Raw genomic sequence first — 12,603 nt, 5'->3', positions numbered from 1 at the left:
CAAATTTTCTTCGGACCGCACGAAAAAAGAGACGTTGTTTCATGTCTCTTTTTTCATGACTTATCGGTTTTTTTTCGGTCTCGCATACCGAATGTAAACACCATCACACTTAGAAACAAGGCACAATAGGAAACATTCAAATACATTTGATCCATGTCTTCAGCGGCCAGATGATGATAAGCAAGCCAGCCGAAGTACAGGGAAAATGTAAAGGATAATAAACTGAAATACTGGTAAATCCGTTTCATTTTCAGTCACCTCTATTGTTTAGGATGGTAATAGGAAAACTCAATTTCATCTTTTTCTAAATTTATCTTATCCGCTTTGACATACATTCCATTCGTTAAAGGCATTTCTGACAAACGCACTTCAATGCTTTTATCTCCGGGGTGAACATGGACAAATGACGGCAATTCATAAAAGCTGTCCATATAATTTAACACAAAGCTAATTGGTATACTCAATTTCCCTAACGAAAATTTCGTGACATTCAGCTCTACATCACCGTTTTTTTTCACGGTCGGCTCAAAAGCGATAAACGCATCAATAGACGTGGAAAATGCCTTGATTTTCCCTGCGACATGAACATCATCATCAATCTCTACTTTATAATCAAGCTTGTTTGATGCTTTGTCGTTTAAATATGAGTTAACAAACGCAGCTAATGATTCTTTTGTGCTTGTCACTTGAAATCCATACTCGCTCTCAGATGAATCCTTCACCTGAGCCTGTTCCCCCGGGAGCAAAACAAGTGCCAAAAACCCGGCGGCGAGGATAAAATTGATTGCAAGCAATATAAAAAACAGTCGCTTCCACTTATTCATGCTGTCACCCTACTCTTTCGGTAATCCTTCTTTTTTAATGGCTTGATAGACGCGCTTTGCGATAAGAGAATAACCCGTACCATTAGGATGAAAATCATCTTCCTCAGAAATTCGGCTGCTGTCACTTTTTTGATTGAACAAATCTTCGATATGAATGATTTTTGCATGTTTATCTTTTTTCAGCTCTTTTTCAGCAATATGGTTCCAATCCGTGACGACACCATTTATTTCATTTAGTTCTGATAATGTAAACGTAAACGGATTGTACATGCTGACATAAATCAGCTCAGCGTGATCATTCAGCTCGCGAATTTCAGAAATGATTTTTTCAAAGCGCTTTTCGTACGGTTTTTCCGCTTCCTGAAACGGTTCAACGGTTAATTGCAGAAAGTTTTGGCGAAGGATTTTCATCAAATCATTACCGCCAATTGTAAAAAAGACATAATCTGCGTCCTTTATGCCTTTTTGAACCTTTTTATCTTTTAGTTTTTCTAATAAATCATCCGAACGGTTCCCTTTTACAGCATAATTTTTCACGTCGACCGTTTTGACTTGTTTATCTGACCGGATAGAATCCGCCACCTTGCCGACATATCCCTTTTCGTCGGGATCTCCGACTCCTTCTGTCAGCGAATCTCCGACAGCCGCTATGACAATGTGTTCTTTTGTTTTCGTTTCATGGGCTTTTTGTTTTCCCTCAGATGATGTACGTATGCTCGTACACGCAGTAAGAAGCAAAATCAAACTGGCCATGATTGAAAAAATGCGCAGCTTCAATCTTGTTGCTCCTTCCCATTCTACTAGTGGAAAGTGTATCATGTTTTAGAAGATTTGCAAATGCCTAGTCTTCTAGCTTACTTGAGTGTACTGGCTGACTTCACATCGGAAATGATATCATCGTACGGTGTATTCTCTACTCCATTGTAATCTTTCAGCACCTTACCGTCCGGACCTACCAAATAAAAAGAAGATTGATGAATCACTTGGTCCTCTCCCTCCGGCTTCTTTACGATCGCTTTAAAGCTCTTAAGTGCAAACTCCTCAATCTCACTCTGGCTGTATCCCGTGAGAAAATCCCAGTTATCAAAAGATAATGGATAATTTGCGGCAAATTTCTTCAGCTGTTTCGGCTTATCGTTTTCTGGGTCAACACTAAATGATATGATGCGGACATCTATATTTTCGGCTTTCAGTTTTTTTTGCAGATCAGTCATATGAGCGGTCATTGGCGGACATATAGTTTCACAATTGGTAAAAATAAAATCCGCCAGCCATACTTCTCCTTTTAAACTCTCTAAAGAAACGTTCTTGCCGTCTTGGTTTTGAAATGTAAAAGGCTCCACCTCGTAATTAAGCGGATTTTTAATCTGCTGTCCTCCGCATGCACACAAAAACAGAAAAAACAGCCCAGCCGTTAACCCCTTGATAACCTTCATGACATCCACCCTTTCCAGCCAACATAAAAACGCTTTCTAAAACCGTCCTTACTGTCCCATGTTTGTATTCGATACTGAGCAAAAAAAATCCTGCATGCCTCCCCATTAACGATTACAAAGGAGGGCATGCAGGTAAAAAACGGCATGTTACGCGTTGTGCTTTAACACCTCTTGATGAAATACAGCCTGATAATCTGCCCACTTCATCCGGCGCTTCATATAATGTCGGAAAGAATACACTTTTGCCCTGCTGTTTGATGAAAACACTTCTTTTAAGTAGAATTGCAAATGGTGATGTAACATAAAGAAATAGTGCTCATCTTCCTTTAATACAGGTATTTCTGTCACTTTCACCTGAATCCCGTCACCGCGTTTGAACTCTAGGCTTTTGAGTAACAAGCTATCAATCCTCTTTTTTGTTTTTCTTCTATTATATATGATGCCAGCCGGGCTGTCTGTCATTTTGCGCGGTTGTGTAAAAAAATTAGATTAGCAAATGGAACAAGTCCTCATCCTTGTTCACCTCTACATAATGAAACGGTTTTTTGTTCATCCGTTCAATCAGCGGCCCATAATCGGCTTTGTTCTGCAGCTCGATGCCGACAAGAGCAGGTCCGTTGCTTTTATTATTTTTCTTCGTATATTCAAACCTTGTAATGTCATCATTCGGCCCGAGGACTTCGTCAAGAAATTCGCGGAGCGCCCCCGCTCTTTGCGGAAAGTTGACGATAAAATAATGCTGAAGACCTTCAAAAATCAAGGAACGCTCCTTCATTTCCTGCATTCTTCCGATATCGTTATTGCCCCCGCTTACCACACACACCACGTTTTTCCCTTTAATTTCATCCTTGTACAAATCAAGCGCTGCGACAGAAAGAGCTCCAGCCGGTTCAGCAACAATCGCACATTCGTTATATAATTCAAGAATGGATGTACATACTTTTCCTTCAGGCACAAGGAGAATGTCATCAACGACAGATTCCAGCGTCCGGAAGGTTTCCTCGCCAATTTTTTTAACAGCCGCCCCATCTACAAACTTATCAATTTTATCAAGTGTGACGACATGCCCAGCTTTATTTGATTCAAAATAGGATGCCGCTCCCGCCGGCTCAACAGCAATTATCTTTGTATCAGGGGACACGTTTTTCAAATATGTACCTACCCCAGAGAGAAGGCCGCCGCCTCCGACACTTGCAAAAAGAAAATGCGGTTCTGTATCAATGTCGTTTAAAATCTCGACCGCGAGCGTTCCCTGTCCGGCCATCACATCCGGATCATCGAACGGATGGATAAACGTCCGAGATTCCGCCTCACAGCATTCAACAGCGCTTTTATACGCATCGTCAAACGTATCGCCTGTCAAAATAATATCGATAAATCCTTTTCCGAATAGTTCAACTTGAGATACTTTTTGTCTCGGTGTAGTAGACGGCATAAAAATTTTCCCGTGAATTCCAAGATGTTTACACGAAAATGCCACACCTTGAGCGTGGTTTCCGGCACTTGCACACACAACCCCGTTCTCTGTCTGCTCGCTGGAAAGCTGTTTCATTTTATGATAAGCCCCTCTGAGCTTAAAAGATCTGACAACTTGCAAGTCTTCACGTTTTAAATAAATATTGCATTCATATCTCTCAGAAAGTCTGTCATTCCTCTGCAAAGGTGTGTGAATGACAACGTCCTTTACGTTTTGGTGAGCCTTCAAAATGTCTTTCACTTGGATGAGAGAGTTTTCTTTAAGCAACGGTTTCATGTACAGATTCCTTTCTTGTTTTAAATCCCTATTTAATATGCCATTATAACACGAATATTCAAAAAATAAGACAATTATTTTTATTTAATAATTAAAAAAATACAGACTATGTCCACCACATCTTGTGGTAACTTCTGTTCAACCATTATCCTGCAGAGCCAAGAAAAAAGATGATCGTAAAATAAAGGGTGTTTTCAACCAAAAGGCATGATATAATGAAACCAATTAGAACCAAAAGGAGCCAATTGATGAATAGTGCACCAAAACTCAATACATTTCAACATCTAATCGGAGAACATCAAACTTTCCTGGAAGCGAAGCGAATCGCCAAGCAGTTCTCGTTATCAGAGCTTCCTGTCTTAATAACAGGAAAAATCGGAACAGGCAAAAATCACTTCGCACATGCCATACACTTGGAATCTTCGAGAAGCAATGAACCGTTTATAATCGTCAATTGCAGCACCCATTCGGAAGAAACCCTTATTCATGAGCTTTTTGGCCCTAACGGAAACACAGGTGTTTTTCAAAAAGCGGTACGAGGAACCCTTTTTCTTGATGATATATGGTGCATGCCTGCTTCTGTACAAGCTCAGCTGTTAAAAGCGCTTGATTCAGACACGGAGAAACCGCGAATGATCTGTGCTTCTGCAGACCGATCCGTGGAACATACCTTCAGGCAAGACTTATTCTACAGACTGAACATTTTAACGCTCACACTGCCCGAATTATCGGAACGAAAAAGCGATATTCCGCTTTTGACACAGCATTTTCTCTCAAATTCCGATCAGCAAATGTTAATCGATCCCTCCGTTTTTCAGGTGCTTGAGAAGCATACATTTGAAGGCAATGTCAGGGAATTAAAAAACGCTGCAGATTATATGGCGGCAGTATCAAGCGGAGGAACGATTCAGCCATATGACCTGCCGCCATATATTAGAGGCGCGATAGACGGAAAAACGTCGAAGAAAAAAGCGAAGCTGCTGACTTTAATGGAAAAAGCTGAGTTTTTATTTATTTTGGAAACAATAAAAGTATTGAACGAAAAAGGAGAACCTGCCAGCAGACGGATCATTTCTGAACACAGCAAAAATACCCAAACCTCGTTAACTCCTCAGCAGGTCAGAAGCCGTCTCGACTATTTGGAGAAAAAAGATTATGTCACCAAAAGCCGCGGACGCGCAGGCACAAAAATTACCTTTGAGGGCTTGAGCTTTATAGAGACGTTAAAAAATCAAATGATCTAGCGATCGAAAGGAGAATGTACTTGTTTACAATCAAAGAAGAGATCGCCAATGCGATTACACACGGCATCGGTGTCCTCTTATCCATCCCAGCATTAGTGTTTCTAATCATATTTGCGGCTAATTACGGGTCTGCATGGGACATTGTCAGCTTTACAATATTCGGTGTCTCTATGCTGCTGTTATATTTGAGCTCCACCCTGCTTCACAGCATCACACATAAAAAAACGAAGGACATTTTGGAGATTATTGATCATAGCGCGATTTACGTACTCATCGCCGGAACCTACACGCCTTTTTTGCTTGGGCCGCTGAAAGGCACACTCGGCTTTACCCTGTTGGTTATCGTATGGTCACTTGCCCTAGGCGGAATCGTTTTTAAAATTTTCTTCGTGAAACGGTTTATCCTATTGTCAACCTTCGTGTATTTAGTCATGGGGTGGCTGATGATTATTGCAGTTAAACCTTTATATGCTTCACTGAGCGGAGCAGGATTCAGCCTCCTTTTTCTCGGCGGCATTTTATACTCTGTCGGAACCATCTTTTACATTTGGAAAAAGATCCCCTTCCATCATGCCATTTGGCACAGCTTTGTATTGGGCGGAAGCGCTGCTATGTTTTTCTGCGTGCTCTTCTATTGTGTAAAAGTGCCGTTCCTTTCGTAACAGTAACAGAAAAGCGCAGTCTTCACGACTGCGCTTTTTTTATGCACGTAATTGTTTTTCATTGGCAGGTATATAAGCTTTTGAAAAGGACAATTCAATGTCTGCCGGTTTTAAGCGTTTAAAAAACGAGCCCTTTTGCATGTTATCTGTTCCTTTCGTTTCCACCATCACCAACGGAAGATGATAGCGGGCCGCAAGCTCTACAGGATCAATAGAACCATCTAGTGAAAGAATCAGGCTTTGTCCCTTTTCCAGCTGTTTTTTCACATCTTCATATACCTTTTCTGAATCACCGTCTGAAATCACATCCATCCGATCCAGCCATTGCCCGATAAAAGGCAAGCGGAACACTTTTGGGTTGGCGATAAAGCCGGCCGGTTCCTCAATATATCCAGCAATTAAGGCCAGTTCAGCCAAACGCAAACGGGGATGCACATACAAAACAGGACCGTGTGGTATTGGCTCTGGCTGATGGATCGTCACAACTGAACCGGAGATGCCGATACAGCCTTCCAAAAACGCCTTTGGCTGTTCGTACACAAGAGTCATCTGTTTTTTGTATGACAGACGGGGATCGAGCATTGTTTGATTAAATAATTGTTTCATATTTTTTAACAGCATATACACAATATAAACCACTAGAAGGCTGTAGCGAACCAATTAAAATCCTCCCGCTTTAGAAGAATTCTTTTTTTCATACATTAGAAATTCGTAATCATACGGGTTTTTTTCGTCTTTGATCCCCTGCTCAGAAGAAACCAGCTTCCAATTGGATTCATCAAATTCAGGGAAGTGACGGTCACCCTCAAACTCGTGATGAATTTTCGTCATATACAGTCTGTCCGCATAAGGGAACAGGTCCGTATAGAGCTGAGCTCCTCCGATCACAAAGCATTCTTCAGGGCCTGAACAAATGTCCAGTACATCCTTTAATGAACTGACAACCGTGCATCCCGGAAATTCTGAAGCCGGCGCTGAGGTAACGACAATATTTTTCCGATTTGGAAGCGGACGTCCGATCGATTCAAATGTTTTCCGGCCCATAATGATTGAATGGCCCGATGTTACTTTCTTAAAGTATGCAAGATCATTGGGCAAATGCCACGGCAAATCATTGTCTTTGCCGATAAGCCTGTTGGCATCCATCGCAAAAATGAATGAAATCATACGCTGACCGCCCCTTTTATATGAGGATGCGGATCATAATCCTTGATGATAAAGTCCTCAAATGCAAAGTTAAAAATAGAATCAACCTTTCTGGCGAAACGAAGCTTCGGAAGCGGTCTAACATCTCTTTCCAGCTGCAAATTGACTTGTTCAATATGATTTTGATAGATATGAACATCACCAAATGTATGGATGAACTCGCCCGGTTCAAGCCCAGTCACATGAGCAATCATCTTGGTTAGCAGGGCATAAGATGCAATATTAAACGGCACACCTAAGAAAACATCGGCAGAGCGCTGATAAAGCTGACAGGACAGCTTGCCGTCAGACACATAGAATTGGAACAGGCAATGGCACGGCGGCAACGCCATTTTATCAATTTCACCAACATTCCAGGCGCTGACGATTAAGCGTCTGGAGTTCGGATTTGTCTTAATATCTTCAATAAGACGGGAAATTTGATCAATGGTTTCTCCATCAGCTCCCCGCCAAGAACGCCATTGGGAGCCATATACAGGTCCAAGTTCACCGTTTTCATCAGCCCACTCATTCCAGATCCGCACTCCGTTTTCCTGCAGATAGCGTACATTCGTATCTCCTTTTAAGAACCACAGCAGTTCATGCGCAATTGATTTAAAGTGGAGTTTTTTAGTGGTGAGCATCGGAAAGCCTTCCCGTAAATTAAATCTCATTTGATATCCGAAAGTGCTGATTGTTCCGGTCCCTGTCCGGTCTCCCTTTTTCTCACCATGCTCTAAAACATGTCTGCATAAATCCTTATACTGTTTCATTTTTTTCATCCTTTAAAAGTAGTCTTCTAGTAGTGTAACACAATAAAAAATCATTTCTGAACCCAGAAATGATTTTTTTATAGTCAGCTGACGACAGGCTTTTCATCCTGTTCTTTTTCTTCATCTTGCAGATCCTGATGCGTATGTGCAATTCTGCTCGCCGCTGCTGCAGCAAGAGCTGCCACAATATCATCCAAAAAGGTATGAATACCGTCTGGACTTTCATCAAGTTCCTTAATAATTCCAATCTTCTCTTTATCCAAATAACCGAAATTGGTCAAACCGATCGACCCGTACACATTAACGATTGAAAGCGGGATAATTTCATCTATGCCGTAAAGCGGTTCATCCGTTTCAACAAGGTGCTGCAGGGGCTCGGGGAGAAGCTTCTGTTCTGCAAGCTGATCGAGTGCAAGGCCTGTCAAAACAGCATGAATAATTTCACGTTTGTTCAGGACTTTTTCTACATTCTCCATGCAAACACTGAGCGGCAGATTTGGATTGTATTTTTCCTGAAGTTTTTGAACAATCCGCGCAATATCTTCTATCATAACGCCCCGTTTGTTCAGCATATCCTTTGTTATATCGACCATTTCTTTCATTGTGTACTTTTTCATGTCTAATGGCATCTCCTTTAGGCACTCATCCAGTTGGGAGGCGTGTTGCGGTCCCAGTAAATGCTCCCAAGCTCATGATGTGATTGAAATCCATCTTCTGCTGTATGATAATGAAAATTAAACCAGTAGCCGTCATGAGGCGGGTGGTCTCTTCGCACATGGAACCTGAGAAGATCTTCTCCAGTTGTCCGATTGTAAACGTTGAAAATTTTTTCCGTTTTGCCCGCTGAAGGCATGCTTGAGATCACAACATCTTGGTACGCCTCATCATCTTGCAATGTCGCTAAATAATCACTAATCACATTTTCGATTTTTGGCAGGATCTCTTTCCGATAGTCATCCTCAATGACCGGAGCGATTCTGCTGCCGAATTTTAAAAAGGACTGATCCTCAGCGCTGTCAAGGAGCTGTTCCTTGTACGATTGAAAAAGCAGTTCAGGATCTCGCCTGTCATCCGACTCATCATCGTACAGGTCATGCTCATCATAAAAAGCGGTGTAATCATTCTGCTCAAGACTGCTCGGCTGTCCGGAAGGCTTGTCCGCCATAAGGGCAGCCGGAGGAGATACGAGCCCGAACGTTACAATGGTAAATAAAACCACAAGGGTCTTTCTCATCCACAATTTCATGACTGCTTATTCCTCTCTATTTTATTGTCATGTTTCTCTTATTTTAGCACATCCAAAACATGCAAGTCATGTACTATATGAAACTGAAATGCAAATTAGGAGATTCGTTGCTATGCACTTTGTGTAAAAACGCTTACAATATTCCATGAAAGGAGGCTTTCCGCATGATTGACGCTCTGTTTGCCACAGTTTCACTCTTAACATTGTTATACTTTGTCGTCATGGAGGTCACCGATTAACAGAAAGCCCGTGATATGAATCACGGGCTTGTTTGAATGACGCCATAATGGAACAGTGCTGTCTTTCTTTTCATGACGTTAAAACCAAACTGTTCAAACCGCGGGCTTTTCCAGTGGTCTTTTAGCACAACGCTTTTTCTGGCGACTCGTACCGCTTCATTGATACATCCTTCGTGCAAAACGGAACCCTCTGCCAAATCACGTAAAGGCGCGATGCCGTCAGAGGTCTCTACAGGTTCATGAAACATTGGATCGAAATAAACCACATCAACAGAGTTGTCAGGAAGCTGCTTGATGTATTCTAAGCAATCACCATTCTTCACCTGGATTCTTCTCATCGCAGCTTGAAGCTCTTCTATACCTGTTTCCCATGAATGCAGCCCCATCCTCACTAAAACAGACACAAGATGGTTTTTTTCAATCCCAACAACAGAACCCGTTTCGCCTACCGCCATACTTGCGATAATGGCATCTGACCCCATCCCGAGTGTGCAATCTAAAAACGTATCTCCTTCAGATAAGCCGGCAGCCCGAAGCATAGGCTCTTGCTCGCCCCGTAAAAAGCGTTTGGCTCTGAACATCGCTGTATTCGGATGAAAAAAGAATTTGGCACCTTGTTTCGTATACAGCTCAAACCGCTCTTTGCCGACCACAAGCAAATCACGTTCAGCTGACTTCAGCAGGTGTTCAACCGTTTGTTTATTCCGGCCGCAGTATGGCATATTTAGCTCTTTAGAAAGCTGCTTTGCGGTTTTTATGGTGTGTTCAGACGGTCTATAGCTTGTTGTTATCATCTTCTGTACTCCCAAAAAGAAAATGCCCGGAAAACGGGCATTTAGCAGTGCGCATCGAAGGCAGCAGTCAGGTTTTTCATAATTTCTTCCATATCGTGTCCTTCAATTTCATGACGCGGAATAAAATGTACGACTTCTTTGCCTTTCAAAAGAGCCATTGATGGTGAAGAAGGCTCCTGGCCAGTAAAATACTCACGCATTTTCGCAGTAGCTTCTTTATCTTGGCCCGCAAAAACAGTCACCGTATTGTCAGGTGTTTTGTCATTCTGGAGGACTGCCTGCGTAGCCGCAGGACGCGCAAGGCCTGCCGCGCAGCCGCATACAGAGTTAACGACTACAAGAGTTGTGCCCTCTGCCTTTTCCATAAAGTTTTCTACTTCTTCCGCTGTTGTTAACTCTTCAAAACCTGCTCCAGTCAGCTCGCGGCGCATCGGTACGACAAGCTGGCGCATGTATTCTTCATAAGCCATTGACATAAAAAAAGCCCCCTCTAGTATCCTTCATCTGAAGTAAAGGATACTATAGAGAGGGCCGGATTTCAAATGTTCACGCCTTAAAATAAAAGAAAGTGTCCCCAGCTATCTAGATTTTCATAATACCGCCGGTGTTGGCACTTGTCACAAGTTTAGAATAACGTGCCAGGTAGCCGGTTTTCACTTTCGGTTCAAAACCTTTCCAGTTCGCTCTTCGTTTTTCCCACTCTTCTTCTGGCACTTGTACATCCAAGATACGTTTTTCAATATCAACGATAATATGGTCTCCGTTTTCCACAAAGGCAAGCGGCCCGCCCTCAGCTGCCTCAGGTGATACGTGGCCGATTGAGAGGCCACGGGAGGCTCCGGAAAAACGTCCATCCGTAATCAATGCCACTTTTGGTCCGAGTCCCATTCCAACGATTTGGGATGTTGGCGCCAGCATTTCCGGCATGCCAGGTCCGCCTTTTGGCCCTTCGTATCTGATGATGACAACGTCGCCTTCTTTTACTTTTCGGTTGATAATGCCGTCAAGCGCCTCGTCCTGAGAATCGAATACGACAGCCGGCCCTTCGTGTCTTGTAATCCCATTCTGTACGCCGCCTGTTTTAATGATAGCGCCGTCCGGAGCTAGATTACCGAATAAAACAGCAAGGCCACCCTTTTCAGTGAATGGTTGATCCAGCGGATGAATGACGTCATAATCCTTTACTTCATGTCCGGCAATGGTTTCTCCAAGAGTTTTCCCTGTAACAGTCAGCGCATCTAAATGAAGCGCTCCTTCTTTCTTGGAAAGCTCATTCAGAGCCGCTGACACGCCGCCCGCTTCATGAAGATCTTCAATAAACACATCCGATGCAGGCGCCAGCTTGGCCAAGTGCGGCACGCGCTCAGCGACTTCGTTAATGCGTTCTAAAGAGTATTCAACGCCGGCTTCGTTTGCAAGGGCAAGCGTATGAAGAACGGTATTTGTAGAACCTCCGAGCGCCATATCGAGTGCAAACGCGTTATCAATCGCTTTTACTGTAACGATATCACGCGGTTTAATATCTTTGCGAATCGTTTCCATTAATTGCGCAGCCGATTTTCTCACAAACTCTTTGCGTTCCGGAGATGTCGCCAGAATGGTTCCATTACCCGGCAAGGCAAGACCAAGTGCTTCTGACAGACAGTTCATTGAGTTCGCCGTAAACATGCCTGAGCAAGACCCGCACGTTGGGCATCCGAACTGCTCTAGTTCTTGAAGCTCGTTTTCGTTGATTTTCCCTGCTTGGTAGGCGCCTACCCCTTCGAATACTGAGGAAAGGGAGATTTTTCGCCCGTCACTTGTTCTTCCTGCCGCCATCGGTCCGCCGCTGACAAAAATCGTCGGAATGTTGATGCGCATTGCCGCCATAAGCATTCCCGGTGTGATTTTGTCGCAGTTCGGAATACAGACCATTCCGTCAAACCAGTGTGCGGATACAACCGTTTCCACAGAGTCTGCGATAATTTCACGGCTTGGCAGCGAATATCTCATACCGATATGCCCCATTGCGATGCCATCATCTACCCCAATGGTATTAAATTCAAACGGCACGCCCCCTGCTTCTCTGATTGCTTCTTTTACGATTTTCCCAAACTCCTGCAAGTGAACATGACCGGGAACGATATCAATGTATGAATTACACACCGCAATAAACGGCTTGCCGAAATCCTCTTCTTTTACCCCTGCTGCACGAAGCAAACTGCGGTGCGGAGCTCTATCGATTCCTTGTGTGATCATATTACTGCGTAATTCTGCCATGGTGATCCTCCTAAATTCTTTCAATTGTTTGATTGGATTTTATTTTGACAATTTTCAGTTTATTTATGGGCTGTTTTTGCAAATAAGATAAATACAGGCCGCCCTCACCTTGTTTTGTTCTTTCATGTTTTTATATTTATATAGCTTTCTTTCGATTTGAACCCTCCAACTATTAATATTGTTACTTA

General features: G+C 42.9%; 16 protein-coding genes. 2 read left to right on the top strand and 14 right to left on the bottom strand.

Annotated elements, in window-relative coordinates; genetic code table 11:
• Window positions 1-53: 53 nt before the first annotated feature.
• From ypmT to ilvA, 6 genes are all read right to left on the bottom strand, one after another.
• Window positions 54-248, bottom strand: coding sequence for a protein YpmT (gene ypmT, locus ACQVGT_RS10070; protein ID WP_003230808.1), 195 nt, complete (start codon window positions 246-248; stop codon window positions 54-56).
• A gap of 12 nt (window positions 249-260) precedes the next feature.
• The gene (locus ACQVGT_RS10065) at window positions 261-824 is read right to left on the bottom strand and encodes a YpmS family protein (RefSeq protein ID WP_015383904.1); all 564 of its coding nucleotides are present in this window, start codon (window positions 822-824) and stop codon (window positions 261-263) included.
• Between the two features lie 9 nt (window positions 825-833).
• A complete protein-coding gene (locus ACQVGT_RS10060) occupies window positions 834-1,601 on the bottom strand; it encodes an SGNH/GDSL hydrolase family protein (protein ID WP_015383905.1) in 768 nt (255 codons plus the stop codon).
• 77 nt (window positions 1,602-1,678) lie between these two features.
• Complete coding sequence (gene scuA / locus ACQVGT_RS10055; protein ID WP_014477121.1) at window positions 1,679-2,260, bottom strand: cytochrome c oxidase assembly accessory protein ScuA; 582 nt, start codon at window positions 2,258-2,260, stop codon at window positions 1,679-1,681.
• A 147-nt stretch (window positions 2,261-2,407) separates the two neighbouring features.
• A complete protein-coding gene (locus tag ACQVGT_RS10050) occupies window positions 2,408-2,659 on the bottom strand; it encodes a YpmP family protein (RefSeq protein ID WP_004399020.1) in 252 nt (83 codons plus the stop codon).
• Window positions 2,660-2,744: 85 nt separating this feature from the next.
• Complete coding sequence (gene ilvA / locus ACQVGT_RS10045; RefSeq protein WP_015383907.1) at window positions 2,745-4,013, bottom strand: threonine ammonia-lyase IlvA; 1,269 nt, start codon at window positions 4,011-4,013, stop codon at window positions 2,745-2,747.
• A 248-nt stretch (window positions 4,014-4,261) separates the two neighbouring features.
• Between ilvA and ACQVGT_RS10040 the strand changes: the two genes are divergently transcribed.
• Complete coding sequence (locus tag ACQVGT_RS10040) at window positions 4,262-5,257, top strand: sigma 54-interacting transcriptional regulator (protein ID WP_015483351.1); 996 nt, start codon at window positions 4,262-4,264, stop codon at window positions 5,255-5,257.
• A 20-nt stretch (window positions 5,258-5,277) separates the two neighbouring features.
• Complete coding sequence (gene trhA, locus ACQVGT_RS10035; RefSeq protein WP_004398522.1) at window positions 5,278-5,919, top strand: PAQR family membrane homeostasis protein TrhA; 642 nt, start codon at window positions 5,278-5,280, stop codon at window positions 5,917-5,919.
• Window positions 5,920-5,958: 39 nt separating this feature from the next.
• Here the strand turns inward: trhA and ACQVGT_RS10030 are convergent, their stop codons facing one another.
• From ACQVGT_RS10030 to ilvD, 8 genes are all read right to left on the bottom strand, one after another.
• Complete coding sequence (locus ACQVGT_RS10030; RefSeq protein WP_015483352.1) at window positions 5,959-6,579, bottom strand: lysophospholipid acyltransferase family protein; 621 nt, start codon at window positions 6,577-6,579, stop codon at window positions 5,959-5,961.
• Window positions 6,580-7,086, bottom strand: a complete 507-nt coding sequence (gene dfrA / locus ACQVGT_RS10025; protein ID WP_015383909.1) for a dihydrofolate reductase DfrA — start codon at window positions 7,084-7,086, stop codon at window positions 6,580-6,582. It lies immediately after the preceding gene.
• The gene (locus tag ACQVGT_RS10020) at window positions 7,083-7,877 is read right to left on the bottom strand and encodes a thymidylate synthase (RefSeq protein ID WP_015483353.1); all 795 of its coding nucleotides are present in this window, start codon (window positions 7,875-7,877) and stop codon (window positions 7,083-7,085) included. The genes dfrA and ACQVGT_RS10020 overlap by 4 nt, the downstream gene beginning before the upstream one ends.
• Before the next feature lie 83 nt (window positions 7,878-7,960).
• On the bottom strand, window positions 7,961-8,494 hold the full coding sequence (locus ACQVGT_RS10015; RefSeq protein WP_015483354.1) for a phosphatidylglycerophosphatase A family protein: 534 nt from the start codon (window positions 8,492-8,494) through the stop codon (window positions 7,961-7,963).
• A gap of 17 nt (window positions 8,495-8,511) precedes the next feature.
• Window positions 8,512-9,123 (bottom strand): YpjP family protein, encoded by a 612-nt coding sequence (locus ACQVGT_RS10010; protein ID WP_009967559.1) that lies wholly within the window; start codon window positions 9,121-9,123, stop codon window positions 8,512-8,514.
• Between the two features lie 259 nt (window positions 9,124-9,382).
• On the bottom strand, window positions 9,383-10,156 hold the full coding sequence (locus ACQVGT_RS10005) for a class I SAM-dependent methyltransferase (RefSeq protein WP_015383912.1): 774 nt from the start codon (window positions 10,154-10,156) through the stop codon (window positions 9,383-9,385).
• 41 nt (window positions 10,157-10,197) lie between these two features.
• The gene (brxA, locus tag ACQVGT_RS10000; RefSeq protein WP_003230794.1) at window positions 10,198-10,632 is read right to left on the bottom strand and encodes a bacilliredoxin BrxA; all 435 of its coding nucleotides are present in this window, start codon (window positions 10,630-10,632) and stop codon (window positions 10,198-10,200) included.
• Between the two features lie 106 nt (window positions 10,633-10,738).
• A complete protein-coding gene (gene ilvD / locus ACQVGT_RS09995; protein ID WP_015483355.1) occupies window positions 10,739-12,415 on the bottom strand; it encodes a dihydroxy-acid dehydratase in 1,677 nt (558 codons plus the stop codon).
• Window positions 12,416-12,603 lie beyond the last annotated feature (188 nt).

This window comes from Bacillus sp. SCT118, from assembly GCF_058566435.1.
This window is presented reverse-complemented; position numbering and strand designations above follow the sequence as displayed.

Excerpts from the sequence above, each read along its gene's own strand:
- ypmT (WP_003230808.1), bottom strand. The coding sequence starts at position 248 with ATGAAACGGATTTACCAGTATTTCAGTTTATTATCCTTTACATTTTCC.
- ACQVGT_RS10065 (WP_015383904.1), bottom strand. The coding sequence starts at position 824 with ATGAATAAGTGGAAGCGACTGTTTTTTATATTGCTTGCAATCAATTTT.
- scuA (WP_014477121.1), bottom strand. The coding sequence starts at position 2,260 with ATGAAGGTTATCAAGGGGTTAACGGCTGGGCTGTTTTTTCTGTTTTTG.
- ilvA (WP_015383907.1), bottom strand. The coding sequence starts at position 4,013 with ATGAAACCGTTGCTTAAAGAAAACTCTCTCATCCAAGTGAAAGACATT.
- ACQVGT_RS10040 (WP_015483351.1), top strand. The coding sequence starts at position 4,262 with ATGAATAGTGCACCAAAACTCAATACATTTCAACATCTAATCGGAGAA.
- dfrA (WP_015383909.1), bottom strand. The coding sequence starts at position 7,086 with ATGATTTCATTCATTTTTGCGATGGATGCCAACAGGCTTATCGGCAAA.
- ACQVGT_RS10020 (WP_015483353.1), bottom strand. The coding sequence starts at position 7,877 with ATGAAACAGTATAAGGATTTATGCAGACATGTTTTAGAGCATGGTGAG.
- ACQVGT_RS10015 (WP_015483354.1), bottom strand. The coding sequence starts at position 8,494 with ATGAAAAAGTACACAATGAAAGAAATGGTCGATATAACAAAGGATATG.
- ACQVGT_RS10010 (WP_009967559.1), bottom strand. The coding sequence starts at position 9,123 with ATGAAATTGTGGATGAGAAAGACCCTTGTGGTTTTATTTACCATTGTA.
- ACQVGT_RS10005 (WP_015383912.1), bottom strand. The coding sequence starts at position 10,156 with ATGATAACAACAAGCTATAGACCGTCTGAACACACCATAAAAACCGCA.
- brxA (WP_003230794.1), bottom strand. The coding sequence starts at position 10,632 with ATGTCAATGGCTTATGAAGAATACATGCGCCAGCTTGTCGTACCGATG.
- ilvD (WP_015483355.1), bottom strand. The coding sequence starts at position 12,415 with ATGGCAGAATTACGCAGTAATATGATCACACAAGGAATCGATAGAGCT.